General features: G+C 70.2%; 24 protein-coding genes. 13 read left to right on the top strand and 11 right to left on the bottom strand.

Annotation, left to right across the window (positions count from 1 at the left end):
- On the bottom strand, positions 1 to 798 hold a 798-nt coding region (locus OP79_RS08470), incomplete at its 3' end, for an ABC transporter permease (protein ID WP_033319427.1).
- Positions 798 to 1,817: a sugar ABC transporter substrate-binding protein gene (locus OP79_RS08465; protein ID WP_033319362.1), complete on the bottom strand. Its 1,020-nt coding sequence runs from the start codon at positions 1,815 to 1,817 to the stop codon at positions 798 to 800. The genes OP79_RS08465 and OP79_RS08470, both read right to left, overlap by 1 nt.
- A gap of 288 nt (positions 1,818 to 2,105) precedes the next feature.
- Here OP79_RS08465 and iolC point away from each other — a divergent pair, with 288 nt between their 5' ends.
- The 7 genes from iolC to OP79_RS08430 all read left to right on the top strand — a co-directional run bounded on the left by iolC (position 2,106) and on the right by OP79_RS08430 (position 11,755).
- Positions 2,106 to 3,056 (top strand): 5-dehydro-2-deoxygluconokinase, encoded by a 951-nt coding sequence (iolC, locus tag OP79_RS08460; protein ID WP_033319361.1) that lies wholly within the window; start codon positions 2,106 to 2,108, stop codon positions 3,054 to 3,056.
- A 30-nt stretch (positions 3,057 to 3,086) separates the two neighbouring features.
- Positions 3,087 to 3,965: a Cgl0159 family (beta/alpha)8-fold protein gene (locus OP79_RS08455; RefSeq protein WP_033319360.1), complete on the top strand. Its 879-nt coding sequence runs from the start codon at positions 3,087 to 3,089 to the stop codon at positions 3,963 to 3,965.
- 49 nt (positions 3,966 to 4,014) lie between these two features.
- Complete coding sequence (gene iolB, locus OP79_RS08450) at positions 4,015 to 4,902, top strand: 5-deoxy-glucuronate isomerase (RefSeq protein ID WP_033319359.1); 888 nt, start codon at positions 4,015 to 4,017, stop codon at positions 4,900 to 4,902.
- 7 nt (positions 4,903 to 4,909) lie between these two features.
- On the top strand, positions 4,910 to 6,781 hold the full coding sequence (iolD, locus tag OP79_RS08445; RefSeq protein ID WP_033319358.1) for a 3D-(3,5/4)-trihydroxycyclohexane-1,2-dione acylhydrolase (decyclizing): 1,872 nt from the start codon (positions 4,910 to 4,912) through the stop codon (positions 6,779 to 6,781).
- A gap of 47 nt (positions 6,782 to 6,828) precedes the next feature.
- Positions 6,829 to 8,325 carry a CoA-acylating methylmalonate-semialdehyde dehydrogenase gene (locus tag OP79_RS08440; protein ID WP_033319357.1) on the top strand — a complete coding sequence of 499 codons (1,497 nt, stop codon included), beginning with the start codon at positions 6,829 to 6,831 and terminating at the stop codon, positions 8,323 to 8,325.
- A gap of 39 nt (positions 8,326 to 8,364) precedes the next feature.
- On the top strand, positions 8,365 to 9,150 hold the full coding sequence (locus tag OP79_RS08435; protein ID WP_033319356.1) for a GntR family transcriptional regulator: 786 nt from the start codon (positions 8,365 to 8,367) through the stop codon (positions 9,148 to 9,150).
- Between the two features lie 136 nt (positions 9,151 to 9,286).
- Positions 9,287 to 11,755, top strand: coding sequence for a SpoIIE family protein phosphatase (locus tag OP79_RS08430; RefSeq protein ID WP_033319355.1), 2,469 nt, complete (start codon positions 9,287 to 9,289; stop codon positions 11,753 to 11,755).
- Between the two features lie 61 nt (positions 11,756 to 11,816).
- On the opposite strand, the gene OP79_RS08425 is transcribed toward OP79_RS08430, so the two are convergent.
- The 6 genes from OP79_RS08425 to ctaD all read right to left on the bottom strand — a co-directional run bounded on the left by OP79_RS08425 (position 11,817) and on the right by ctaD (position 20,102).
- Positions 11,817 to 13,052, bottom strand: a complete 1,236-nt coding sequence (locus OP79_RS08425) for a hypothetical protein (protein ID WP_051744505.1) — start codon at positions 13,050 to 13,052, stop codon at positions 11,817 to 11,819.
- Between the two features lie 591 nt (positions 13,053 to 13,643).
- Positions 13,644 to 15,071, bottom strand: a complete 1,428-nt coding sequence (locus tag OP79_RS08420) for an FAD-dependent oxidoreductase (RefSeq protein WP_033319354.1) — start codon at positions 15,069 to 15,071, stop codon at positions 13,644 to 13,646.
- A gap of 43 nt (positions 15,072 to 15,114) precedes the next feature.
- The gene (locus OP79_RS08415; protein WP_051744504.1) at positions 15,115 to 16,317 is read right to left on the bottom strand and encodes a polysaccharide pyruvyl transferase family protein; all 1,203 of its coding nucleotides are present in this window, start codon (positions 16,315 to 16,317) and stop codon (positions 15,115 to 15,117) included.
- Positions 16,318 to 16,422: 105 nt separating this feature from the next.
- Entirely contained in the window at positions 16,423 to 17,337 is a 915-nt protein-coding gene (locus OP79_RS53745) for a GNAT family N-acetyltransferase (RefSeq protein WP_033319353.1), read from the bottom strand.
- An 83-nt stretch (positions 17,338 to 17,420) separates the two neighbouring features.
- Positions 17,421 to 18,164: an esterase/lipase family protein gene (locus tag OP79_RS08405; RefSeq protein ID WP_051744503.1), complete on the bottom strand. Its 744-nt coding sequence runs from the start codon at positions 18,162 to 18,164 to the stop codon at positions 17,421 to 17,423.
- A 264-nt stretch (positions 18,165 to 18,428) separates the two neighbouring features.
- Positions 18,429 to 20,102, bottom strand: coding sequence for an aa3-type cytochrome oxidase subunit I (ctaD, locus tag OP79_RS08400; RefSeq protein ID WP_169786181.1), 1,674 nt, complete (start codon positions 20,100 to 20,102; stop codon positions 18,429 to 18,431).
- A 109-nt stretch (positions 20,103 to 20,211) separates the two neighbouring features.
- Here ctaD and OP79_RS08395 point away from each other — a divergent pair, with 109 nt between their 5' ends.
- Together OP79_RS08395 and ctaF are read left to right on the top strand one after the other, a co-directional pair.
- Positions 20,212 to 20,724 (top strand): hemerythrin domain-containing protein, encoded by a 513-nt coding sequence (locus tag OP79_RS08395; protein WP_245685248.1) that lies wholly within the window; start codon positions 20,212 to 20,214, stop codon positions 20,722 to 20,724.
- A 16-nt stretch (positions 20,725 to 20,740) separates the two neighbouring features.
- Positions 20,741 to 21,193: an aa3-type cytochrome oxidase subunit IV gene (ctaF, locus tag OP79_RS08390; protein ID WP_033319350.1), complete on the top strand. Its 453-nt coding sequence runs from the start codon at positions 20,741 to 20,743 to the stop codon at positions 21,191 to 21,193.
- Here ctaF and qcrB read toward each other — a convergent pair.
- Positions 21,136 to 22,731 carry a cytochrome bc1 complex cytochrome b subunit gene (gene qcrB, locus OP79_RS08385; protein ID WP_033319349.1) on the bottom strand — a complete coding sequence of 532 codons (1,596 nt, stop codon included), beginning with the start codon at positions 22,729 to 22,731 and terminating at the stop codon, positions 21,136 to 21,138. The two genes, ctaF and qcrB, sit on opposite strands and share 58 nt — an antisense overlap.
- A gap of 57 nt (positions 22,732 to 22,788) precedes the next feature.
- Positions 22,789 to 23,130 (bottom strand): DUF3140 domain-containing protein, encoded by a 342-nt coding sequence (locus OP79_RS08380; RefSeq protein ID WP_033319348.1) that lies wholly within the window; start codon positions 23,128 to 23,130, stop codon positions 22,789 to 22,791.
- 214 nt (positions 23,131 to 23,344) lie between these two features.
- Between OP79_RS08380 and OP79_RS08375 the strand changes: the two genes are divergently transcribed.
- The 3 genes from OP79_RS08375 to OP79_RS08365 all read left to right on the top strand — a co-directional run bounded on the left by OP79_RS08375 (position 23,345) and on the right by OP79_RS08365 (position 24,883).
- Entirely contained in the window at positions 23,345 to 23,608 is a 264-nt protein-coding gene (locus OP79_RS08375) for a GlsB/YeaQ/YmgE family stress response membrane protein (RefSeq protein WP_033319347.1), read from the top strand.
- A gap of 79 nt (positions 23,609 to 23,687) precedes the next feature.
- Complete coding sequence (locus tag OP79_RS08370; protein ID WP_033319346.1) at positions 23,688 to 24,578, top strand: SDR family oxidoreductase; 891 nt, start codon at positions 23,688 to 23,690, stop codon at positions 24,576 to 24,578.
- 59 nt (positions 24,579 to 24,637) lie between these two features.
- Complete coding sequence (locus tag OP79_RS08365; protein ID WP_033319345.1) at positions 24,638 to 24,883, top strand: hypothetical protein; 246 nt, start codon at positions 24,638 to 24,640, stop codon at positions 24,881 to 24,883.
- A gap of 38 nt (positions 24,884 to 24,921) precedes the next feature.
- On the opposite strand, the gene OP79_RS08360 is transcribed toward OP79_RS08365, so the two are convergent.
- On the bottom strand, positions 24,922 to 25,158 hold the full coding sequence (locus OP79_RS08360) for a DUF6480 family protein (RefSeq protein ID WP_033319344.1): 237 nt from the start codon (positions 25,156 to 25,158) through the stop codon (positions 24,922 to 24,924).
- A 196-nt stretch (positions 25,159 to 25,354) separates the two neighbouring features.
- Between OP79_RS08360 and OP79_RS08355 the strand changes: the two genes are divergently transcribed.
- Positions 25,355 to 26,389: a glycosyltransferase family 2 protein gene (locus OP79_RS08355; RefSeq protein WP_033319343.1), complete on the top strand. Its 1,035-nt coding sequence runs from the start codon at positions 25,355 to 25,357 to the stop codon at positions 26,387 to 26,389.
- Positions 26,390 to 26,441: the final 52 nt, after the last annotated feature.

Here is a 26,441-nt window from a genome sequence, read left to right as displayed (position 1 = left end):
GACGAACCAGGCACCGAAGCCCACACCCATGAAGAGCGCGATCTTGGTGAAGGTCACCGGCACGCCGACCGCGCGGGCGCTGAACTTGTTGCCGCCGACCGCGAAGGTCCAGTTGCCGAACTTGGTGCGCAGCAGCAGCCAGGTGGCGATCGCCGCGAAGACCAGCCAGTAGAAGACGGTTATCTTCACCCCCACCCCACCGATGGTGAAGGTCGAGGCGAACACCGACTTGGCCCCCTCGAAGCCGTCCATGTCGCTGATGTCGTTCGTCGCGACGTTGCCGGTGACCAGCTTGGTGACCGCGAGGTTGACGCCCTGCAGGATCAGGAAGGTGCCCAGGGTGATCAGGAAGCTCGGCAGTCCGGTTTTCACCAGCAGCCAGCCGTTGAACGCGCCGATCGCCAGCGAGACGATCAGGGCGACGATGACGCCCACCCAGACGTTCATCGTCAGCTGGTAACTGACCATGCTCGCGGTGAGCGCCGAGGTGAGTACGGCGACACCGGCCGACAGGTCGAACTCGCCGCCGATCATCAGCAGCGCCACCGGCAGGGCCATCAGGCCGATGGTCGAGGACTGGTAAAGGATCGTGGCCATGGAGCCGGCCTCACGGACCGGCGGCGCCGCGATCAGGAAGAAGACGAAGACCGCGACGGCTCCGAGGAAGACACCGACTTCGGGCCGGGCGAGCAGCCGCAGCCACATGGGGCGCTCGGAGGTCCGGCCGTCGGTTTCCTTCTTCGGGCCGGAGGCCGGCGGTGCGGACACCGCCGGCGCAGCCTGCTGGGTCATGGGGATCACCGAGTACCCTTCGCGGCGAACTTCGCTATGGCCTCGACGTTGGACTTGTCCACGAAGGCCGGGCCGGTGAGGACGGGAGCCTCGCCGCCGCCGCTGTAGTTTCCGTTGTTCTTGTAGAGCCACAGAGTGTCGACCGCGAGGTAGCCCTGCAGGTAGGGCTGCTGGTCGACGGCGAACTCGATGTCGCCCTTCTCGATGGCGCCGGTCAGATCCTTGTTGAGGTCGAAGGTGGCGACCTTGGCCTTGCTGCCCGCCTCGGACACCGACTGCACGGCCGTCAGCGCGTACGGGGCGCCGAGCGTGACCACCTCGTCGATGGAGGTGTCCTGCTTGAGCTTGGCGTTGATGGTCGACTTCACGGACGGCATGTCGGTGCCGTTGACGTAGAGGTTCTCCGTCTTGCCCTTGAAGGTCTTCTTCACACCCGCGCAGCGCGCCTCGAGCCCGACGTGGCCCTGTTCCTGGACCACGCAGACGGCGTTCTTGGCGCCGGTCTCGTTGAGCCTGTTGCCGAGGGCCTCGCCGGCGATGCCCTCGTCCTGGCCGAAGTACGACAGGAGGCCCATGCTCTTCCAGTCGTCCACACCGGAGTTGAGGCCGACGACGGGGATGCCGGCCTTCTCGGCCTTGGTCACCGCTTCCTTCATGGCGTCCGGCTTGGCCAGCGTGACCGCGATGCCGTCGACCTTCTGGTCGATCGCGTTCTGCACGAGGTTGGCCTGGTCGGCCGCGTTGGGGCTGCTGGAGTAGATCAGCTTGACGTTGTCCTTGGCGGCAGCTGCCTCTGCGCCCTTGCGGACGATGTCCCAGAAGGTGTCACCGGGGGCCTGGTGGGTGACCAGGGCGACGGTCATGCGGGGAGTGCTGGCCTTGCCCGCGGCGAGGTTCTCGCCGCTCTCCTCGGCTTCCTTGCCTCCGGAGCTGCTGGAGCAGCCGGTGACGATCAGTGCTGTCGCGGCGGCTGCGGCCACCAGGACGGGGAGTCTACGGGAGCGGGGGCGAGACGTACGGTCCATCTTTCCGGCACCTCACTGTGCTGCGGGGAAATAGGGAGCGGGCGAGGGCGACGGGCCGGGCATACGCCCGCACCCTGGGAGCCCGTGCGCAAAACATACGCCGGGCCACGTGCCGAGAAACTTTCGGCTGCACTTGTTGGGACGGGATGTAAGCCCTTGATGAGGCGCCGTGTCAATACTTTGTTAAGACATCATTTCACGAGCACGTGAGAATGTCAGTACAAACTATTGACAGGGTCCCGTCCGCCGACTTACACCTGAGGGCATCCACCGAGCGAGGAGCGACGCATGACCGAGTCCTTCGACCTGATCACCATGGGCCGTATCGGCGTCGACCTCTATCCCCTCCAGACCGGCGTCCCCCTCACGGACGTCGAGACCTTCGGGAAGTTTCTCGGCGGTTCCGCGGCGAACGTCGCGGTGGCCGCCGCGCGCCTGGGCCGGAGAACCGCGATCATCACCCGCACCGGCAAGGACCCCTTCGGCACGTATCTGCACCAGGCGCTGGGGGAGTTCGGGGTCGACGACCGCTTTGTCACCCCGGTCGAGGCGTACCCGACGCCCGTAACTTTTTGCGAGATCTTTCCCCCCGACGACTTCCCGCTGTACTTCTACCGGCAGCCCAAGGCACCGGACCTGGAGATCCGCACCGAGGAGCTCGACTTCTTCGCCATCCGCTCGGCCAAGATCTTCTGGATCACCGGGACGGGCCTGAGCGAGGAGCCCAGCCGCTCGGCCACGCTCGCCGCCCTCAAGGCGCGCGACAAGGCGGGCACCACCGTCTTCGACCTCGACTGGCGCCCCATGTTCTGGAAGAACCCGGCCGAGGCCCATCCGTACTACGCCGAAGCCCTGCGCCACGTCACGGTCGCCGTCGGCAACCTCGACGAGTGCGAGGTCGCCACAGGCGTGCGCGAACCGCACGCCTGCGCCGAGGCCCTGATCGAGGCGGGTGTGGAACTGGCGGTGGTCAAGCAGGGACCCAAGGGTGTCCTCGCCGTCCACCGCGACGGCAGCACCGCCGAGGTGCCGCCGGTGCCCGTGGAGGTGGTCAACGGACTCGGCGCGGGCGACGCCTTCGGCGGTTCGCTCTGCCACGGGCTGCTCGCCGGCTGGGAGCTGGAGAAGACCATGCGGTACGCCAACGCGGCCGGAGCCATCGTCGCCTCCCGCCTCGCCTGCTCCTCCGCGATGCCGACCACCGCCGAGGTCGAGGAACTCGTCGCCTCCCGAGGCTGACCCCCACGTCCCCCTGAACGGAGCCAACCCTTGAGCCTCACCATCCCCGACCTCGTCGGAGTGCGCGCCCGGCACCCGGAGGCCATCGCCGAAGCGGCCGCCCGCCGCAGCCGCCGCCCGCTCATCGGCGACAGCGGACGCCTCATGATCGTGGCCGCCGACCACCCGGCCCGCGGCGCCCTCGGTGTCGGCGACCGACGCCTGGCCATGGCCAACCGCGCCGATCTGCTGGAGCGGCTGTGCATCGCGCTGTCCCGGCCCGGCGTGGACGGGGTGCTCGCCACCGCCGACATCCTGGATGACCTGCTGCTCCTCGGCGCCCTGGAGAACAAGGTCGTCATGGGCTCGATGAACCGCGGCGGGCTCGCCGGGGCGTCCTTCGAGATGGACGACCGCTTCACCGGACACCGCCCCGAGGACATCGCCCGGCTGAACTTCGACGCGGGCAAACTGCTGCTGCGCATCGACTACGACGACCCCGGCTCGCTGACCACCCTGGAGTCCACCGCCCGCGCCATCGATGCCATGGCCGAGCGTCAACTCCCTTTGTTCGTCGAGCCGTTCATCTCCCGCCGGGTCGACGGGGCGGTACGCAACGACCTGTCCGCCGAGGCCGTCACCCGCTCCATAGCGATCGCCTCGGGCCTCGGCGGCACCTCCGCCTACACCTGGCTGAAGCTGCCGGTCACCAGCGACCCGGACGACATGGCCGCCGCCCTGGAGACCTCGACCCTGCCCGCCGTACTGCTCGGCGGCGAGGTCGGCAAGGACCAGGAGGGCGCGTACGAGAGGTGGCGCAAGGCGCTGCGGCTGCCCACCGTGCAGGGCATGGTCGTCGGCCGCTCCCTGCTCTATCCCGCGGAGGGCAGCGTCGAGACCGCCGTGGACACCGCGGTCGGGCTGCTGTGAGCCGGACCCCAAGGCACCACGCGATGACCGGACCAGGAGGAGCCGACCGATGACCAACACGCACCACCTGCCCCTGGGGAAGGCCACCAGCGAGCAGTACGCCGTCGACGTCACCCCCGAGAACGCTGGCTGGGGGTACTCCAGCCTGCGGGTGCTCGAACTGCCGCCCGGCGGCACCCACCACTTCACGGCCGGGGACAGCGAGTGGATCGTGCTGTCGCTCAGCGGCGGCGCCGCCGTCGCCGTCACCGACGACTTCGGCGGTGAGACCTACGAACTGCACGGCCGCGACAGCGTGTTCAGCGGCCCCAGCGACTTCGTGTACGTCCCGCGCGACGCGACCGCGAGCCTCACCTCCCCGGCGGGCGGACGCTTCGCGCTCACCGGCGCCCGCTGCACCCGCCGCCTGCCGGCCCGCTACGAGCCCGCCTCCTCCGTCCCCGTCGAACTGCGCGGCAGCGGCAACTGCTCGCGCAAGGTCCACAACTTCGGCGCGGCCGGGGTCTTCGAGTGCGACAAGCTCATCGCCGTCGAGGTGATCACCCCCGGCGGCAACTGGTCCTCGTACCCGCCGCACAAGCACGATGTGAACCGCCCCGGCGAGGAGTCCGAGCTGGAGGAGATCTACTACTTCGAGTTCGCCGACCACGAGGGCACACCCGGCCTCGGCTATCAGCGCGTCTCGCCGTCCGGTCAAGGCCACGGCACGGACGTACTGGCGGAGGTGCGCGGCGGCGACGTCGTACTGATCCCGGACGGCTGGCACGGGCCCTCCATGGCCGTGCCAGGCCACGACATGTACTACCTGAACGTCATGGCGGGCCCCGGCGCCGAACGCGCCTGGCTGATCTGCGACCACCCCGACCACGCCTGGATCCGCGACACCTGGCCGAGCCAGCCCGTCGACCCCAGACTCACCAGCACTCAGTCCCAGTGAGGTATCGATGAGCTCCACCCGCCGCCTGACCGTCGCTCAGGCGCTCGTGCGCTTCCTCGCCGCGCAGTACACCGAACGCGACGGCGTCCGGCACCGCCTCATCGCCGGCACCTGGGGGATCTTCGGGCACGGCAACGTCGCCGGGATCGGCCAGGCGCTGCTTGAGGCCCAAGAGGAGACCATGCCGTTCCACCAGGGCCGCAACGAGCAGTCCATGGTGCACGCCGCGGTCGGTTACGCCCGCCAGCTCAACCGGCTCTCCGCGCAGGCCGTGACCACCTCCATCGGGCCCGGCGCCACGAATCTGGTCACCGGCGCGGCCCTCGCCACCGTCAACCGGCTCCCGGTGCTGCTGCTGCCCGGCGACTACTTCGCCACCCGCACCGCCGACCCGCTGCTCCAGCAGCTCGAGCACCCGGTATCGGCGGACGTGTCCGTCAACGACACCCTGCGCCCGGTCTCCCGCTACTTCGACCGGATCCACCGCCCCGAGGCCCTGATCCCCTCCGCCCTGAACGCCATGCGCGTGCTCGCCGACCCCGTCGAGACCGGCGCCGTCACCCTCGCCCTGCCACAGGACGTGCAGGCCGAGGCGTACGACTGGCCCGAGGAGTTCTTCGCCGACCGGATCTGGCAGGTGCGCCGCCCCGCGCCCGAACCGGCCGAACTCGCCGAGGCCACACGCGCGATCCGGGCCGCCGAACGGCCGCTGATCGTCGCGGGCGGCGGCGTCCACCACAGCGAGGCCGAGAACGCGCTGAAGGCGCTGGTGGACGCCACCGGCATCCCCGTCGCCTCCACCCAGGCCGGCAAGGGCTCGCTGCGCCACGACCACCCCGCCGACCTCGGCGGCATCGGCCACACCGGCACCGCGGTCTGCGACGACATCGCGCGCACCGCCGACCTGGTCATCGGCGTCGGCACCCGCTACACCGACTTCACCACCGCCTCCGCCACCCTCTTCCAGAACCCGGACGTCCGTTTCCTCAACCTCAACGTCACCGCCTTCGACGCCCACAAGCTGAGCGCACGCACCCTGGTAGCCGACGCCCGCGCAGGGCTCGACGCACTCACCGAGGCGCTGTCCGGCCACCGGGTGGACGCGGCGTACGAGGCCGAGTACCGCGCGGGCAAGGAGCGCTGGGAGCAGGTCGTGGACGCCGTCTACCGGGCGGACGACGAGAACCAGATCCCCACCCAGACGCAGGTGCTCGGCGCCCTGGACTCCGTGGTCGGCGACGACGACGTGGTCATCAACGCGGCGGGCTCGCTCCCCGGCGACCTGCACAAGCTGTGGCGGGCCCGCTCCCCGCGCCAGTACCACCTGGAGTACGGCTACTCCTGCATGGGCTACGAGATCCCGGCGGGCATCGGCGTACAGCAGGCGGCGCCCACCACTCCCGTATGGTCCCTGGTCGGTGACGGTACGTACCTGATGATGCCGACCGAGATCGTCACTGCCGTCCAGGAAGGCCTGCCGGTCAATCTGGTCCTCATCCAGAACCACGGCTACGCCTCCATCGGCGGTCTCTCCGAGGAGACCGGCGGCGAGCGGTTCGGCACCGCCTACCGCTACCGGGCGGCCGACGGTACGTTCAGCGGCGCGCCCCTGCCCGTGGACCTCGCCGCCAACGCGGCCAGCCTCGGCATGGACGTCATCCGCGCCAAGACCGTCCGCGAACTGCGCGACGCCCTGGCCACCGCCCGCGCCTCGGACCGCCCGACCTGCGTGTACGTCGAGACGGACCTCACGCCCACCGCCCCCGCGGCCCAGGCCTGGTGGGACGTACCGGTCGCCGAGGTCGCCTCCCGCGAAGCGGCCAACAGGGCCCGCGAGACCTACGACCAGCACGTGCAGGGACGCCGCCGGCACCTCTGAACCCCCTAGCCCGACCCCCCCCCGCTCACGAAAAGGACCCGCACGCCATGAAGACCATCACCCACTGGATCGGGGGCAAGCCCGTCGAGGGCACCTCCGGCCGCTTCGGCCCCGTGTACGACCCCGCCACCGGCGCCCAGGACAAGCAGGTCGAGTTCGCCACCACCGACGAGGTCGACGGCGCCGTCGCCGCCGCCAAGGCTGCGTTCGAGAGCTGGGGCGCCGCCTCGCTCGCCAAGCGCACCGCCGTGCTGTTCAAGTACCGCGAGCTGCTGGACGCGCGCCGCGACGAGATCGCCGCGCTGATCACCGCCGAGCACGGCAAGGTGCACTCCGACGCGCTCGGCGAGGTCGCCCGCGGCATGGAAATCGTCGAACTCGCCTGTTCCATCCCGCAGTTGCTCAAGGGCGAGCTGTCCACGCAGGTCTCCACCCGGGTGGACGTGGCGTCCATCCGCCAGCCGCTCGGTGTCGTCGCGGGCATCACGCCGTTCAACTTCCCGGCCATGGTGCCGATGTGGATGTTCCCGGTCGCCATCGCCTGCGGCAACACCTTCGTGCTCAAGCCCAGCGAGAAGGACCCCTCCGCCTCGTACCGGCTGGCGGAACTGGCCTCCGAGGCGGGCCTGCCCGACGGCGTACTGAACGTCGTACAGGGTGACAAGGTCGCCGTGGACCGCCTCCTGGAGCACCCGGACATCGCCGCCGTGTCCTTCGTCGGTTCCACGCCGATCGCCAAGTACATCCAGATGAAGGGCATCGAGCACGGCAAGCGCGTCCAGGCTCTCGGCGGCGCCAAGAACCACATGCTCGTACTGCCCGACGCCGACCTGGACTTCGCCGCGGACCAGGCCATCAACGCCGCGTACGGCTCGGCCGGCGAGCGCTGCATGGCGGTGTCGGTCGTCGTCGCGGTCGGTGACACCGGTGACGAACTGGTCGGCAAGATCGCCGAGCGGGCCAAGGGCCTGAAGATCGGCCCCGGTACCGACCCCGCCTCCGAGATGGGCCCGCTGATCACGCGCGAGCACCGCGACAAGGTGGCGTCGTACGTCTCCGGTGCGGCGGCGCAGGGCGCCGAGGTCGTCGTCGACGGCACCGGCTACACGGTCGAGGGCCACGAGGACGGCTTCTTCCTCGGCGTCTCGCTCCTCGACAAGGTGCCGGTGACGGCCGACGCGTACCAGGACGAGATCTTCGGCCCGGTGCTGTGCGTGGTGCGCGCCGACACCTACGACGACGCCATCAAGCTCATCAACAGCTCCCGCTGGGGCAACGGCACCGCGATCTTCACCCGCGACGGCGGCGCCGCCCGCCGCTTCCAGCTCGAGGTCCAGGCAGGCATGGTCGGCGTCAACGTGCCGATCCCGGTCCCCGTCGGCTACCACTCCTTCGGCGGCTGGAAGGACTCCCTCTTCGGCGACCACCACATCTACGGCAACGACGGCATCGCCTTCTACACCCAGGGCAAGGTGATCACCACGCGCTGGCCCGACCCGGCCGACAGCGGCGGCATCAACCTCGGCTTCCCCAGCAACTCCTGACGGCTTCTCGAGCAACCGACGCGAAGGGAGGGGGTTCCGGTGGCGAAGAAGGGACGGGCAGCTCGTGCCAGGACCGCCTCCCCGGTCGACGGCCTCGAGATCGCGCTGGACCGGGGCAGCCCGATCCCGCTCTACTACCAGTTCGCCCAGCATCTCGAGTCCGCGATCGAGCACGGAACGCTCGCGCCCGGCGATCTGCTGGGCAACGAGATGGAGATCGCCGCGCGGCTCGGCCTGTCCCGGCCCACCGTCCGCCAGGCCATGCAGTCCCTGGTGGACAAGGGCCTGCTGGTGCGCCGCCGCGGCGTCGGCACCCAGGTGGTGCACAGCCAGGTCAAACGCCCGCTGGAGCTGAGCAGCCTCTACGACGACCTGGACTCGGCCGGGCAGAGCCCCGCCACCAAGGTCCTGCGCAACGAGGTCCTGCCCGCCTCGGCGGACGTCGCCGCCGCTCTCGGCATCCCCGAGGGGGACGACGTCACGGTCCTCGAGCGGCTGCGCCTGACCCATGGCGAACCGGTGGCGTACCTGTGCAACTACCTGCCCGCCGCACTCCTGGACCTCGACACCGCCCGCCTTGAGGCGACCGGCCTCTACCGGATGATGCGGGCCGCCGGGATCACCCTGCACAGCGCCCGCCAGAGCGTCGGCGCGCGCTGCGCCACCGCCGAGGAGGGCGAGCTGCTTGACGATCCGGCGGGCGCCGCGCTGCTCACCATGCGGCGCACGGCGTACGACGACACGGGGCGGGCGGTCGAGTACGGCACCCACGTCTACCGCGCCGCCCGCTACGCCTTCGAGTTCCAGCTCCTCATGCGCGCCTGAACCAGCGACTTCCGTGGGCCCGGACGCCCGAGCGGCAGTACGTTGGGGCAGTACTGGACACGAGTGGCGGCAGCCGCACCGGGCACCGGCCGGGGGTGTACGACAGCAGACCACTCTCGGGGACGGAGAGGTCACGGTGGTGACGAGCGAGGAGAGCGGAGTCACGGGCCGGCGGTTCGACGTGGCGGACGCCGCGCCGGTGCTGCTGGACGCGGCCGCGGTGGTGACCGGCTGGAGCGGCGACGCCCAGCGGCTGTACGGATACCCCGCGCCCGAAATCCTCGGCCGCGGCGCCGCCGACCTGCTGATGCCCGAGGACGCCGCGCGCCTTCCGGACCTGATCGAGCGCTGTGAGCGGGGCGGCGGCTGGGCCGGTCCGCTGTCCGTACGTCACCGGGACGGGCACCCGGTCGCCACGATGGTGCGCGTCGTCCCCGCCCTGGCGTCGGGTGGCCCGGCGCGCTGGATGGTGCTGGCCTCCGACATGACCGGCGCCCCGGGCTGGGACATGAGCCGTACGGTCCTGGAGCGGCTGGCCAGCCAGTCGCCGATCGGCCTCGCCATCGTGGACACGGACCTGCGGTACGTGTGGTCGAACACGGCCATGCAGCAGTTCGGCAGCGGACCCGCACACGAACGGCTCGGCAAGCGGCTTGGCGACATCCAGCCGGGCCTGGACGCCGAAGCACTGGAAGCCGTGATGCGTCAGGTGCTGCACACCGGTGTGCCGATCGTCGACCACGAACACATCGGCCGCGTACGGTCCGCGCCGCACCGGGAGTCCGCGCACGCGATGTCGTTCACCCGGCTCGAGGACGACCGCGGCAACCCGATCGGCGTGTACTACACGGTCGTCGACGTCACCGAGCGCTACCGCGCCCGCAGGCGGCTCACCCTGCTCGACCAGGCCGGCGAGCGCATCGGCCGCACGCTGGACGTACGCCGCACCGCTCAGGAGCTGGCCGACGTGGCGGTGCCGGGACTGGCCGACTTCGTCGCCGTGGATCTCCTGGAGTCCGTCCTCGAAGGCGGCGAGCCGCCGTCCGGTCCGCTGAACGACGCGGACAGGGTGTCGCTGCGACGGGCGGCTCACCAGTCGGTGAACAAGGGCGTCCCGGAAGCCGTCGTCAAGATCGGGCAGGCCGCCCGCTACCGGGCCGGGGCACCCCCGCTCCGTAGTCTGACCAGCGGCAGATCCTGGCACCAGGAACGGCTCGACCCGCTCGCCAAGGAGTGGGCCACCGGCATACCCGGCGGCCGGGCCGCTTCCTTCCTCGACCTGGGACTGCACAGCGTGATGATCGTGCCGATCCGGGCGCGGGGCACCACATTGGGGATCACCACCTTCTTCCGGCGGCAGTGGCAGGACCCCTTCGAGGCGGACGATCTGAGCCTGGCCGAGGAGTTCGTCGCCCGCGCGGCCCTGTGCCTCGACAACGCCCGCCGCTATACGCGTGAACGCGACGCCGCTCTCGTACTGCAGCGCAATCTGCTGCCGCGCCGGCTGCCCGAACAGGACGCCATGGAGGTCGCCGCCCGCTATCGGCCGGCCGACGAGCTGACCGGCCTCGGCGGCGACTGGTACGACGTCATTCCGCTGTCGGGCGCCCGCGTCGCCCTGGTGGTGGGGGAAGTGGCGGGAAGCGGAATCGAGGCCGCCGCGGCCATGGGCCGGCTGCGCACCGCCGTCCAGACGCTCGCCGACCTGGACCTGCGTCCCGAGGAGGTGCTGGCGCACCTCGACGACGTGGTCGTCCGGGCCGCGCACGAGGACGACACCGAGCCGGACCCGCGCGGCGGCGGCGTGCAGGCGGTGGGCGCCAGTTGTCTGTACGCGGTCTACGACCCGGTCGCCGGGCAGTGCGCCATCGCCGCCGCCGGTCAGGGCGCGCCCGCGATCGTCGCTCCGGACGGCACCGTCGACTTCCTCGAACCGCCGGCCGGCCCCCTGCTCGGCGTGGCCGGGCCGCCCTTCGAGTCGGTCGAACTGCCGCTCGCGGAAGGCAGCGTGCTCGCCCTCCACACCAACGGCCTGCTCGCAGGCGTCGGGCTCGACCCGGGCGAGGGGGCCGCCGCCGGCCGGGAACGGCTGCGCCGGGCGCTGGAGCGGCGGGAGCCCGTACTCGACGACCTGTGCCAGGCCGTCGTCGACGCCCTCGTCCCGGCGCGCCCGCCGGACGACGTGGCGCTGCTGATGGCCCGTGCCCGCCGCCTCGACCCGCGCCGGATCGTGTCCTGGGAGCTGCCCAGCGACCCCGCGATCGTGGCCGACGCCCGCAAGCGGACCGCGCGGTGGCTGACCGGGTGGGATCTGGACGAGCTGACCTTCACCACCGAACTCGTCGTCAGCGAACTGGTCACCAACGCCATCCGGCACGCCTCAGGACCGATCCGGCTGCGCCTGATCCTGACCGGGGCCACCCTGATCTGCGAGGTCTGGGACGCCAGCGCTAGCGCCCCGCACCTGCGCCATCCGAAGACGACCGACGAGGGCGGCCGGGGCCTGTTCCTGATCTCCCAGTTCACCCAGCGCTGGGGCTCCCGCCCCACCCGGGACGGCAAGATCATCTGGGCCGAGCAGTCCCTCACGGGTCCTGCTGTGTGACACGCCGGGTGGCGGCCGTTGTGCGGGGAAGCCGGCCGCCACCCTCGTCGCGCGGTCCGCGCTAGCAGATGTTCTGACTGCTGTTGACCAGCCGGTTGTTGCGGAACGTGGTGTTCTCGCCGCAGGGGCTTTCCCTGATGGCCGAGTCGGTCACCGTGAGGTTCTGGATGGTGATGTCCCGGTTGTTCGGGAAGTCGGAGCGGGCGGCGAGCCGGATCTCCCCGCCGCCGGTGACGCTGCCGCTCTGGGCGGCGATGTTCACGTTGTAGCAGTTCTCGATCAGCATCGAGTTGTTGCCCGTGTTGGAGATCGACACCTTGTCGATGACCGCGCCGCCGCTCTCCGAGACGCAGAAGACGCCGCGTCCGCCGCCGCGCGCGATGACCTCGCCCACCCGGATGTTCGTCGGGTAGTTGCTGCCGACCCGGCCGTTGCGGTTGGCCATCCGGAAGGCCGCGTAACCGGTGCCGGCGCCCGCGTTGTCCGCGTCCACCTTGGTGACGGCGGCGTTGATGGTCTGGTTCAACAGCAGACCGGACTCGCCGACATTGCGGGCGGTGACGGTGCCGACGGTGAAGCCGTCGACGCCGTACGTCTCCACGGCGTGGCTGCTCGCCCCGGACACGTACACGTTGTCGATCCGGACGTTCCTGGTCCACTGGCTGGTGTCGCCGCGGTTGTCGATGCGGACGCCGAGACCGCGCGACAGCCGCATGTCGATCTGGCCGAGGACGACGTTCTGCACGTTGCGCATGAAGATGCCGTACAGCGGGGCGCCGGTGAGGTTCAGGTGCTGGACCTCGATGTCGCGGGCGCCGCGTGCGTAGACGGGGGCCTGGTCGCCGGAGCCCGAGCCGGTGACGTTGATGGTGCCGCAGACGTCGAGGACGGTGTAGCTCGGCAGGGAGACCCTGGACCCGGCGCTGATGGAGCCCGAGCCGCGCACGACGACCCGTTCCTTCGAAGTCCGGCCCGCCGTAAGGCTGTTGACGGCGGCCTGCATCGCGGCGCGCATGTCGGTGCCGGTGTAGACGACGCTGCTGCCTCGGCGGGCGGTCCAGGTGCCGCCGCTGAGCACGGCCTCCGCCTGGTACGAGCCGTCGCCACAGGCCGCCGCCCGGGATGCGGCGGCCGGTTCGGATGCGGCGGCCTTGGCGTCCTGGGCCGCGTCGGCCGGGGCCGTCAGCACGGCCGCTCCGGTGAGCAGGGCGGTGGCGCAGGCGGCGGTGACGCCGGCCCGCTTCTTGCGAGTACCCAAGGTCCTGCCGATGAGGTGAGGTGCGGCTCTGCGTCCCATCTCGTCCTTCTCCTGTTGTGGGGGTGGACGCGCCGCCCGCTGCCCTGTCGTCCGGCCCGCCACCCCGTCGTCGAAACCGATTCGACTGAATCGATTCATGATCAGGGTGTGCGTGACCTGGAGCGAACTCGGCTCGGGCAGGGGTGGCGCGCTACGGGGGTGCGCCTTAGCAAGCGCTTTCTGGCGCGGGTGGTGAGTGTGGCAACGGCCTGACGCGACGTCAAGCCCTCGGCGGTTGAACGGGGGCGCCTACCGGGAGGGTGGGTTCGGTTCATGGGCGACTACGAGTCCGTCGTGGCTGATCGCGCAGTTCCCCGCGCCCCTGAAAGCCTGCGGCTCCACTCACCGCCAGCCACGACGGACCCGTCACTTGCCCTCCGGCGGGAGGGGTCGTGGGCCGGTGCGTCGTATGCCCGTCGCGTAGGTTCTGTCTCGGAGGACCCGCACCGTGTACCAACACCGGGCCGTATGCCCGGCCTGCGACGGGCTGACGCACCGGCCCACGGCCCCGCACCCACCACGCACCTAAGGGGCGCGGGGAACTGCGCGACCAGCCACACTCAACCCGCACTAAACAACGAACCCACCCGCTCAACCGCCGGAGGCAAGCCGCGCCCCCTGCCGCAACAGTTCCCGCTGCACAAGGGAATGCGGCACCTCCCGCGGACTGCGCCCCAGGCGGGAAGCCAACGCCGCGCAGACCCCCGCCGCCTGGCCGGTGGCCATCGCGATGGGCATGACCCGGTACGAGGAGTGGGCCACGTGCGTACCGGAGATGCAGCGCCCCGCCACCAGCAGACGGTCGGTGTCCTGGGGCAGCAGACAGCGCAGCGGAATGTCGTAGAAGCGGCCCGTGGGCACCCGCTTGAGGAGCGTGCCGGTGCCCTCCGGATTGTGGATGTCGATCGGATAGGCGCCGTGCGCGACGGCGTCCGCGAAGGTGCGGGCCTCGAGGATGTCGTTGCCGGTCAGCTGGTAGTCGCCGACGATGCGACGGGTCTCCCGTACACCGATGTGGCTGCCGCTCTGCGCCACGTACGCGTGCTCGAAGCCCGGCACCCGGGTACGCAGGAAGTGGTCGATCTGAGCCAACTGGCGGCGGGCGGTGTACTCGGCGCGGCTGAGGTCCCAGACGCTGGTGCCGAGCGCCCCGGTGACGCGCGTGCTGTTGACGCTGACCTCGCGGGGGTGCGGAGTGCCGAAGAACAGCACGTCCTCGCGCGGCAGTCGGAGCTCGCCCTCCTCCGTGGCCTGCCGGACCAGGTCCCACAGGCCGTGCACGCCGCGCCACTGGTCGGGATGGGCCCGTACGTACTCGGCGAACCGCGGCCGCAGGAAGTCCACGACGCGGAACATGAGCGTCATCGGCTGCACCAGTCCGTCCTCGGGGCGGCCGATCTCGTACGGGGCTCCGCAGGCGGCCGCCACATCGCCGTCACCCGTGCCGTCGACGACCACGCCCGCGTCGATCACCACAGGACCCGACTTGGTCTCGAAGACCAGGCGCCAGCCGTCGTCGAGCGGCAGCGCGGTGGAGGCGAAGGAGTGGAACAGCATCCGCACGCCCGCCTCGTCGAGCATCTCCAGCAGGACCATTTTGAAGATCTCCGGGTCGAACGGCACGGTGTAGCCGGTCTCGACGGAGGGCGGTACGCAGCCGCCGCTCGCGGTCAGGCGCTCCAGCAGCCGCCACAGGACGCCGGCGACCACCGGCTCGCCCTCGCCATGGTCGGTGGGCAGCAGCCGGGTGTCGTCGCCGTTCTCGGTGAACGCGGCCTGCTTGTGCTCGTTGTGGAACGACATCAGCGGCATGACCAGCGCCACGGTCGCATTGCCGCCGAGGAACCCGTACCGCTCGACGAGCGCGACCTCGGCCCCCGCGTCGGCCGCGGCGAGCGCGGCGCCGCAGCCGGCGGGACCGCCGCCGATCACCAGGACGTCGGTCCGGCCCGCGTACTCGGCCTCCCGCGGCGGCAGCGTGACGGTACGGAACTCGTCGGGCGGTTCCAGGATCGGCATCGCTTCCTCCGGTCAGTCCTCGTCGGGCCCCCGCACGTCCTCGTCAGGCCCCCGCGCTCAGGTCCTCCATGCCGGAGCCGGTACGCAGGCCGCCGTCGATCTCGTCCAGGAGGGTTCCGCAGCGCGCGCAGGTCTCCTGGGCGAGCCCGCACAGCTCCCGGACCCGCGACTCCATCTCCTCGCGCCGCTGCGGATACTCGTCCCAGAGCCGGTCCACCTCCGCCAGCAGCAGCCCGGCCTGCTCCCGTGCCACCCCGACCAGGGCCGGAGCACCCACCCGGCGCGCGAAGTCGAAGACCTTGCCCGAGTAGGGGAGCGGCAGCACCGGCAGCCCGGAGACCGCCGCGAAGATCAGGAAGTGCAGGCGCATGCCGACGGCCAGATCCAGGTGGCGCATAAAGCCGAGGACCTGCCCGGGGCTGTAGGTGCCGTTCATGATCCGGCCCTGGTCCGGCGCGGACATGTGCGAGAGCACGGCATGGGCGTGGCGCACGTCATGGCGTTCCATCGGCATGAACACCACATGGGCGTCCAGGCGCCGGACCAGGAAGTCGGCCACGTCGGCGAGCAGCGCGTGATAGCCGCCCTCGTCCAGCTTCTCGGCCGCCCGGCCAGGTTCCCGCACCGACATCCCCACCAGGCGTTTCCCGGTCGGGATGCCCTCGTGCGTCATCATCCGGCCGGTGAACGGCTCCGCGGACAGCAGCAGCGCCGGGTCCGCGGTGACCGTGAGCTCGCGCTCGACCCCGACCTCGTCGAGGACGAGCCCGGACTCCTCGTCCCGTACGACCACGTCGTCCATCTCCGGCAGCACGGAGCGCACCGCCTCCCGGTCCTCGGGCTCCCGCAGCGGGCCCGCGCCGACGGCGTAGGCGAACGTGCGCACCCCGTGGGTCTGGGCCGCACGGACCAGCCGCAGGTACCGGCGGGCCTCTCCGTCGTAGAGGATCCCGCCGCCGCCCAGCACCAGCAGGTCCAGGTCGGACAGCGCGTCCAGCAACTGCCGCTGGGCCACGCCCTCCCAGTCCACCACCTCGTCGGCGCCGCGGTGATGGCTGCGGGTGTGCTCGGCGTTCCGGCTGAAGACGACGATCCGGGCGTGCGGGCGATGGGCCCTGAGGCAGCCCAGTACGCAGGCCAGGATGGACTCGTCGCCGATGTTGAAGCCGCCGTACGAACCGAGGACGCCGATCCGTGGGGCCGACGTCCGGGAGGACACAGGCGGGCGCTGGGCAGCGTGGGTCATCCATACGCTCCCGTCGCGTCGGGGTCGGCCGGTACGGGCTCGGGTTGCCCGGCCCGGGCGCGACAAACACCCCGGAAACGGACTGGTACGGGGTGGGCGCCCCGGTCACCGCCCCTGCGCATGCGGCACTGGCGCGGCATCGCTTTGCCGGTCGTACTCCCACAGCTGGTCGACCAGTTCGAAGCCGGCCTCGTGGAAGAGGCGTGGGGCGGTGCCGGTGGTACCGGTCGCTCGCCACGTCGTGCCGACGGCGGCGACGACATGCGTGGCGCCTTCCTCGGTGAGCAGGGCCAGCGCCTGGTCGAGCAGTTTGCCGGCCAGACCACGGTGGCGGTACTCGGGTTCCGTCTCGATCCAGTACACGGCTGCGGTGCGGTCGCGTGCCGTGCTCACCACGATCTCGGCGATCGGCTCGGCCGCCTTGTGGAAGACCAGCCGATGCCCCGGCGGGTACTCGCAGGGGTACACATCGGCCACGAGCTTGGTGGGCGAGGGTTCGGGGCGCAGCGTCCGGAGCAGATAGTGACCCCTCAGCCGGCCGGTGAAGCCCCGGCCGACCAGTACGTCATGCGTCGCGGCGCGGTGGGCGCGGGGCAGGCCGCCGGGGCCCAGGGTGCCCGGCGATGCGGCGCTGAACGCCTCGATCCGCGGGCATCTGCCGAGCGCGGTCAGGGCGTGGGCGACCAGGTCCTGCAGCGCAGGGATGTCCTCGCGGGCGTGCAGGAGATGGATCAGCCCGGAGCGCAGGTCCTGCCAGGACAGAAACGCGATGGCTCCCTGGGGCCGGTCGCCCGCGTCGGCCAGCACACTGAGCCGCGCCCGGGCCGGTGCCTGCCAGCCCGCCGCGGACGGGCAGCCGTGCAGCGCGGCGGTCGGCAGCTCCGGTGTGCAGCGCGGCTGCCCGGGCAGCCGGTCGGCATCGATCAACTCCCGTACGGCCGACTCGTCCCCGGCCTGGTACGGGCGCACCCGCCATCCGCGCCGACCAGGCGCCGCGGTGATGTCACCGTCCTTGCGCATGGTGTGTCGTCTTCTTCCGGCATCCGCTGGGTGTACTCCAGCCTCTCGCAGGCTGCGCGTCCTGTCATGGGCTGGGCGGCGGCTCAGCCGGCCAACGGGAGTTCCATGGCCTCGGTGAGTACCTCGCGGACGTCGTGGATGACCGTCCCGTACACGGGCAACATCAGATGCCCGACGCCATCCACGAGGACGTTGCGCACCAGCAGGTCCGGGTGGTCGAGACGGGCCCTGGAACTGGGGATGACCGCTTCGTCCAGGTTGCTGTAGAACGCCACGAACTGGGTGCGGCAGCCGGCACACGGCTCCGCCAGCTCGGCCAGCAGCGGACTTCCCGGGCGCAGCTGGCGCAGCACGGGGTGCGGAGGAGCCCACAGCGCCATCGCCGTGCCGCTGTGGGGTGTGGCCAGCGTGATCACCAACGGCACATGGGCGTCCCCGCCCAACCGCTGCACGTAGTAGCGCGCGATCAGCCCGCCCATGCTGTGCCCGATGAGGCACACCGGTCGGCCGCCGTTCTGCTTCCGGACCCGTTCGACCTGCTCGCCCAGCATGCGGGCGGCGACCCGGATGTCCGGATTGAGCACGTTGTACGTCGCCGTGACGAACGGACCCGCTCCGCAGCCGCGCAGCCCGTTCTGCAGCTTCGAGAAGATCGACGGCCGGTCGGCGAGTCCGTGCACGAACACCACCGGCATGCCCGACACCGCGGGCTCGATCTCCGTGTCGTCCGGCAGCAGCCGACGATCGACGGTGCCGAGCAGTCCGGCGAACTGCCGCACACCCCACAGAGCGAGATCCAGGGGCAGTCCCGCCAGCCGCACGGTCATCCACCCCGTCTCCAGGGTGACTCCTCGTAGGGTCACCAGCCATGGAACGGGAAGGCGCGGTCCCCTCAGTGAAATGCTCGTGGTACTCATCTCCGAGACGACACCATCGGCGCCCGTAACCCTGTTTTTCCAAGGCTCTCATAGGCGGCCGACTCTGTTCCTTCAATCTCTCAAGTACCCGGATGCCGCACCTCAAACGTGTGGAGCACCGCGGATGACCATGGAGCGGAGCCGTGTTGCCGGTGGCAAAGCGAAATTCTATGCCTAGTCCCGTTTGCTGTCCTGCTGGGCGAACTCGGGGTGCTGCAGGTCGAAGGCCGGGGAATGCGAACGGATCCGGGGCAGCGCCACGAAGTTGTGGCGCGGCGCCGGACACGAAGTGGCCCACTCCAGTGAGCGGCCGTACCCCCAGGGATCGTCCTCCGTCACGCGCCGCCCGTACCGCGCGGTCCGCCACACGTTGTAGAGGAACGGCAGCGTGGACACACCGAGCAGGAACGCACCGGCCGAGGACAGCGTGTTGAGGAGGGTGAAGCCGTCCGCGGGCAGATAGTCGGCGTACCGGCGGGGCATGCCCTTCTCGCCGAGCCAGTGCTGCACCAGGAAGGTCAGCTGGAAGCCGATGAACAGCAGCCAGAAATGGATCTTCCCGAGGCGTTCGTCGAGCATTTTCCCGGTGAATTTCGGCCACCAGAAATAGAATCCCGCGAACATCGCGAACACGACGGTGCCGAACAGGACGTAATGCAGGTGCGCCACGATGAAGTACGAGTCCGTGAGATGGAAGTCCAGCGGCGGCGAGGCGATGAGTACCCCGCTCAACCCGCCGAGCAGGAACGACACCAGGAAGCCCGTGGCCCACAGCATGGGCGTCTCGAAGGACAGCGATCCCTTGATCATGGTGCCGGTCCAGGCGAAGAATTTTATGCCGGTCGGTACGGCGATCAGGAATGACATCAGCGAGAAGAAAGGCAGCAGCACGGCGCCGGTGGCGAACATGTGGTGCGCCCACACCACCGCCGACAGCATGGTGATGGCGACGGTCGCCCCGATGAGCGACATGTATCCGAAGATGGGTTTACGGCTGAACACCGGAATGATCTCGCTGATGATGCCGAAGAACGGCAAGGCCACGATATAGACCTCGGGATGGCCGAAGAACCAGAAAAGATGCTGCCACAAAATGGCGCCGCCATTGGCCGCGTCAAAAATGTGCGAGCCGAATTTGCGGTCCGCCTCAAGGGCGAGGAGTGCCGCGGTCAGTACCGGGAAGGCGGGCAGTACCAGAATAGAGGTGAACAGAATGTTCCAGGTGAAGATCGGCATTCGGAACATCGTCATGCCGGGCGCCCGCAGGCACAGTATGGTGGTGATGAAGTTGACCGCACTGAGCGTGGTGGACACACCTGTGACCACCAGCCCCATGGTCCACAGATCGCCTCCGGATCCGGGCGAGCGCACGGCGCTGTTGAGCGGTGCGTAGGCGAACCAGCCGAACGCGGCCGCACCACCCGGCACCAGAAAGCCGGAGACCACCATCAGCCCGCCGAACAGATACATCCAGTACGACAGGGCGTTGAGGCGAGGGAAGGCCACGTCCGGTGCCCCGATCTGCAACGGCATCACAGCATTCGCGAAGCCCGCGAACATCGGCGTCGCGAACAGCAGCATCATGATGGTGCCGTGAATGGTGAACAGCTGGTTGTACGTGTGCTCGTTCACCAACTGCAGCCCGGGCCGGGCGAGTTCGGCCCGCATCAGCAGAGCCAGCACGCCGGCCAGCAGAAAGAACCCGAACGCGGTGACCATATAGAGATTCCCGATCACCTTGTGATCGGTCGTGGTCGCCCAACGGTACAGGGCACGTCCCAGCCGCAGGCCCGGTGACTGAGACGACGCTGACGACGGTACGAGCGGAGCGGTCTTCCTCGCGGACATGCCCATGAGCCCGGGCAGTACCCCCGCGAGCGGGGCACAAACAAAGGGTGACGAGACCATGGCAGGTGAGACGGACGCCATCAGGGAACTCAGTGATGACCATCGCCACGTGGAAGACATATTCCGGCAGATCGAGGCACTTCCCGACGCCGACCACATATGCAAGATCTATACGGACCGGGCCACCATCGAGCTCGTACGGCATTTCGTTTCCGAAGAGGAATTCGTCTACCCGGTCCTGAGCGATCGTGTCGAGGGCGGCGCCGATCTCGCCAAAAAGGGAATAGCGGACCACGGCCGTCTTGAGCAGCTGATGAGAGATCTGGAGGACGCCGAGGCGGGGACCGTCACCTTCGCCCGGCTTGTCGACGAGCTGCTGCGCGAGGTCCGCCGCCAGACCCGGGAAGAGCAGGACCAGCTCTTCCCCCGCCTGAAGGACGCTCTGCCGCAGCCGACACTGACCGATCTCGGCAGCCGGATCCGCCGGGTGAAGTCCATCGTGCCGACGCGCCCCTACCCTGCCGCCCCCGGTGTTCCGCCGACGAGCAAACTGCTGTTCCCCGGTCCCGGACTGGTCGACCGGGTACGGGCCGTACTGTCGGGCTGGAGCCACGCTTTCTGATGAGGACCGCCTTTCGATGAGGACCGAAGCACGTCTGTTCACCGGGGTGGCGGTCTTCTTCGCCATCACCGCCGCCGGATACGGCTGGTTCTCCGAGGAGCCCGCCGGTACGGCCGTCCTGGCCATAGCCTCCCTGATGGCGGCGCTCGTGGCGTTCTTCCTGCACGTCCAGTACCGCAGGCGCGGCCGACGGGCCCAGGACCGGGGCGACGCCGAGGTGGTGGAGAGTGCCGGGCCCCTGGAGTTCCTCCCGCCGCACAGCCCCTGGCCCATCACCACGGCCATGGGATCGGTCATCGCCGCACTCGGCGTGGTCTACGGGCTGTGGCTGTTCCTGCTCGGCCTCGGGGTGCTCGCGCACGGCGTGTTCGGGATGGTCTTCCAGTACGCCGGACGCTCCGACCGGGCCGGTCAGGGCTCCAACTCGCCCTTGCGGGCCGGCGGCTCGTCCTCGACCCGGTCACGGTAGTACCAGGAGCTCAGCGTGGCCCGCAGCCGGCGCGCCCGCGGTACGCCGCCGTCGTGCTCCGGAGCAGGCAACGGCCGAGGCAGTTCGCGCGTACGCAGGACGTACTGCCGCTCGGCGTCCAGTGGCGCGTGGCTCTCCTCGTAGCCGCCCTCCACCGACTGCCGCACCTCGCCGGTCTCCTCGCCCTCCGCCAGCCGCTTCAGCTCCGCCTCCCGCAGCGCCAGACAGACCCGCTTGGTCACCATGAACGCGAGCGGCGGCAGCACCACGAGGGTGATCCGGAACACCCAGGTCAGCGTGTTGAGCGAGATCCTGAAGGTGTGCGCGATGACGTCGTTGCCGCCCGCCGCGAGCAGTACGCCGTAGAAGACGATCGCGGCGACACCGAGCCCCGTACGGACGGGCTTGTCCCGCGGCCGGTCGCACAGATGGTGCTCCTCGTCATCGCCGGTGACCCATTTCTCGAAGAACGGATACGCGTACAGCACCGCGAAGAGAGCCAGCGGCAGGATCACCGCGGGCAGCAGCACGTTCCACATCACCGTGTGCCCGGCGACCGCCGTCTCCCACGGCGGTACGAGTCTCAGCGAGCCCTCCAGGAAGCCCACGTACCAGTCGGGCTGCGAGCCGGTCGACACATGGTCCGTGCGGTACGGCCCGTACACCCAGACCGGATTGATCTGCGCCACCCCCGCCAGCAGGGTCAGCACGCCGAAGACGATGAAGAACAGTCCGCTCGAACTCGCCACGAACTGCGGGAACATGGGCTTGCCCACGGCATTGCGGTTGGTCCGGCCGCGCCCTGCCCAGTGCGTGTGCTTCAGGTGGAAGACCAGGATCAGATGGAGGCTGACGAGGGCGAGCAGCAGGCCCGGCAGCAGCAGGATGTGCAGTGAGTACAGCCGCGGAATCATGTCCTCGCCCGGGAACTCGGCCCCGAACGCGAACATGCTCAGATATGTCCCCACGACCGGGATCGACAGCATGATGCCCTGCGCGATCCGCAGCCCCGTGCCGGACAGCAGATCGTCCGGCAGCGAGTAGCCCGCGAAACCCTCGGCGAGCGCCAGCAGGAACAGCGTCACGCCGATCATCCAGTTCACCTCGCGCGGCTTGCGGAACGCGCCGGTGAAGAAGACCCGCAGCAGATGCACGCCGATCGCCGCGAGGAACACCAGGGCCGCCCAGTGGTGCAGCTGCCGGATGAGGAGCCCGCCGCGTACGTCGAAGCTGATGTGCAGGGTCGACTCGTACGCCTGAGACATGCGCACGCCGTCGAGCGGACGGTACGAGCCCTCGTACACGACCTCGTTCATCGACGGCTGGAAGAACAGCGTCAGCCAGACCCCGGTCAGCAGGAGGACGACGAAGCTGTACAGCGCGAGCTCGCCCAACAGGAACGACCAGTGGTCGGGGAACGCCTTGCGCAGCAGCGGGCCGCCCTCGGAGACCGGCAGCCGCGCGTCCAGCGCGTCAGTGGTCCGCTCCGCGCCCCGCCGCAGCCGCGCCGCCGCGCGAGCTCTCCGCCTGGTGAACACCCGCCCCGGGTGCCCCGCGCCCGTGGACGGAAACGGGCCGCTGGGTGTACCGCCCGGTCAGGACGGCTTGAGGGGATCGTGTCCCAGGGTCATCAGCCGGTGGCGCCTGCTCTGGTCAGCGGGCTCGGGTTCCGCCTCCTCGTCGCTCAGGGAACCGATGAGGTCCACGACCTTGCGCATGAGGCGTATGTCGTCGTCGGTGAGGTCCCGACGGCGTTTCTGCAGGATCGCCAGGACGTGCCGCCCCGCCTCGCTGCCGGCCTGCTCGGGCAGCGGCTCGGTGACGGGGCTCGCGTCCCGGGTCCTGAGCCAGGTACTCAGCTCCTGCGAGGTCATGTTCACCACGCGATGGAACTCGTCCCACAGGACGTCGACTTCGTGGTCGGAGAGGTCAGTCATGGAGGATCACCTCACCTCATGAGTCGGTGTGCGGCCCCTCGCGAACGGACGGGGCGAGGTCGTCGGCCTCGGGTACCCGTGAGCGCGGGGCTCATCCTCGTACGGGACCAAAACCGGTGTGGGGACTGGTCCGGGGCGGAAGCAGGTGTGGGGGACTGGTCCGGGGCGAAGGGGGGACTCGTCACCGCACAACAGTGCGGAAGAGCGAGGAATCATGGAGATCTCAGGCATCCTCAGCGCGATTGTGATCGGCATCGTCATCGGCGTGCTGGGCCGGCTCGTCGTGCCGGGACGGCAGCGCATCGGCATTCTGTGGACGATCGTGGTCGGCATCGTGGCGGCCTTCGTGGGCTCGGCGATCGCGTCGGCCTTCGGCGTGGCCGACACGGAGGGCGTCGACTGGGTGGAGTGGCTCTTCCAGATCGCTCTGGCCGCCCTCGGCGTCACCGCCCTGGACCGGGTGAAACTGCGCCGCTGATCCGGCGCGTGACTTTTCGGCCGGAGTGAGACGGGAACTCGGCCTCCTGACCGGAGCCCCCAGCGGTCAGGAGGCCGACGTGACCGATCCGCAGCACGCGCAGCAGAACCCAGTGACGCAGCACCCTCGCCCCGAGTTCCCGGCACAGGACCAGCCCCATCCGGGCTGGACAGGGCCGATGGACCCGCCGCCCGACCACGGCGAGGAGTCCTACCGCGGCAGCGGCAGGCTCGAGGGCCGCAAGACCGTCATCACCGGTGGGGACTCCGGCATCGGGCGGGCGGTGGCCCTGGCCTTCGCCCGGGAGGGCGCCGATGTCCTGTTCACCCACCTCGAACAGGAGGCGGACGAGGCGAGCGAGACGTCCCGGCTGGTGGAGGGCGCCGGCCGCAAGGCGGTCGCCGTCTCCTGCGACATCCGCGAGGAGGAGAACTGCCGGGCGCTGATCGAGCGGGCGGCCGGGGAGTTCGGGCGTATCGACGTCCTGGTGAACAACGCGGCGTACCAGATGTCGCAGCCGGACGGCATCGAGGCGATCTCGACCGAGCAGTTCGACCGGGTCATGCGCACCAACATCTACGGGATGTTCTGGCTGACGAAGTTCGCCCTGCCGCACATCCCGGAGGGTGGCAGCATCATCAACTCCACGTCAGTACAGGCCTACAAGCCCAGCCCTCATCTGCTGGACTACGCGACCACCAAGGGCGCGATCGTGACCTTCACTCAAGGGCTGGCCCAGATGCTCGTGGACCGCGGCATCCGCGTCAACGCGGTCGCGCCCGGCCCGGTGTGGACGCCGCTGATCCCCTCGACGCTGCCCGACACGGTGAAGTTCGGCAAACAGGCCCCCTTGGGGCGCCCGGCCCAGCCCGCCGAGCTGGCCCCGGCGTACGTCTATCTCGCCTCCCAGGAGGCGAGCTTCATCACGGCGGAGATCCTCAACGCTACGGGCGGCACACCCCTGCCTTAGCGGTTGTCGCTCTCGTTCGACGGAGGACTCGACGAAGCTCGACGAAGGGAGCGGTCGGCATGGAGGAGAAACGGTCCGAGGAGCCGGGCACGGAGACCAAGGTGCCGCGGGATCTGCCCGCGTCGCCGGAGGAAGCCGAGCGGGAGGAGGCCATCGTGGACGTTCCGGCCGCTGAGGAGGAGCCTTCGGAGGCCTATCCGGACCCGGACGAGGCGGGCTCAGGACAGCGTGGCGACGACGACTCCCGGCTTCCCCCGGTCGAGCCGGTCGAGGAGGAGCCCGGCCCTCAGGAACAGCCCGACTGACCGCCCGATCGACGGCCCGATGGACGGAACGTACGTGCTCACAGAGCGAGCGCGATCGCGAACGCGAGGAAGCCCACGGCGACCAGTACCACGAGCAGGAGAATGAGGGTCAGCGGGCCCTTGGCCCAGCCGCGCGGCGGGTTGTGGGTCTCCTGCGGGCCGGCGCCGGGCGTACTGCTCTCGGCAGGCGGCGTCTCGCCGGGCGGAACGCCGCCACCGGGCTCCAGGCCGGGGGTCCGCAGCGGATCGGGATCTGGGTTGCTGTGCTGCTGCATGCCGCCCGAGTTCCCCGGCTGCCCGGCGACGAACGGCGAAGAACCTCCCAATTCCTGGCGACTTGTCGCCAAGTGTTTGAGGCAGGCGCACCGGGCTACCGCGTAAAGCCCAGGGCCCCCACACACCGTTCGGGATGGAGCCGCCCACCATGCACATCCTTGGCATCAACGAACCCGACGCCGGGAGGGCGTTCGCATGACGGCGCCCTCGCACACCAAGGAGCAGGCTTCACCCCCGTACGCCGTCGTCGTTCCGACCCTGGTGCGCGACACGCTCGCCGACTGCCTGGCCGCGCTCGCCGCCGCGACCGGGCCGCCGCCGAGCGAGATCGTCCTCGTCGACGACCGGCCCGATCCTGAGGCGGGTCCGCTTGCACACCCGTTGAGTGTCCTCGGTGATCTGCGGGCCCGTACCACGGTGCTGCGAGGCGGCGGCCGGGGACCGGCGGCGGCGCGCAACACCGGCGTGCACGCCGTCTCCACACCCTGGTGCGTGTTCCTCGACGACGATGTGCAGGTCGGACCGCACTGGTGCGAGCAGGCCGCGCGGGATCTGGCCGAGGCGCCGCCGAACACGGCCGGCATCCAGGGCGTGATCACCGTGCCGCTGCCCGGCGGGCGCCGCCCCACCGACTGGGAGCGCTGCACCGCGGGCCTGGCCCGGTCCCGGTGGATCACCGCCGACATGGCGTACCGCACGGACGCGCTCAAGCAGGTCGGCGGCTTCGACGAACGCTTCCGGCGCGCTTTCCGTGAGGACACCGACCTCGCGCTGCGCGTCCTCGACGCCGGCTGGCGCATCCAGCGGGGCCGACGCACCACCCGCCACCCGGTCCGCCCCGCCGACCGCTGGGTGTCCCTGCGCGCGCAGCGCGGCAACGCCGACGACGCGCTCATGCTGCGGCTGCACGGACCCGGCTGGTGGCGCCGGGCGGCAGCCCCGCGCGGCCGACGGCGCGCGCACCTCGCGGTCACCTCGGCGGGCGTCGCCGCCTGCGCACTCGCGGCGCTCGGACACCCCCGGGGCGCCACGGCCGCGGCGCTCGGCTGGGCTCTTGGCACCGCCGAGTTCGCCCGGGCCCGGATCGAACCCGGCCCCCGCACCCGGTACGAGGTCGACACCATGCTCGCGACCAGCGTGCTCATCCCGCCGGCCGCCACCTGGCACTGGCTCGCCGGACTGTGGCGCCACCGCGGCGCCCGGCCCTGGCAGGAGGTCGCACCGTCGTGAGGACCGAGCTGTCCCGCTTCCCGGACGACCGGGAGCGGCCGATCAAGGAGGT

The sequence above is a fragment of the Streptomyces yerevanensis genome (genome assembly GCF_000716805.1).
Taxonomy (GTDB): Bacteria; Actinomycetota; Actinomycetes; order Streptomycetales; family Streptomycetaceae; genus Streptomyces; species Streptomyces flaveus.
The sequence above is the reverse complement of the archived record's forward strand: the minus strand, read 5'-3'. Positions and strand labels throughout refer to the sequence as shown.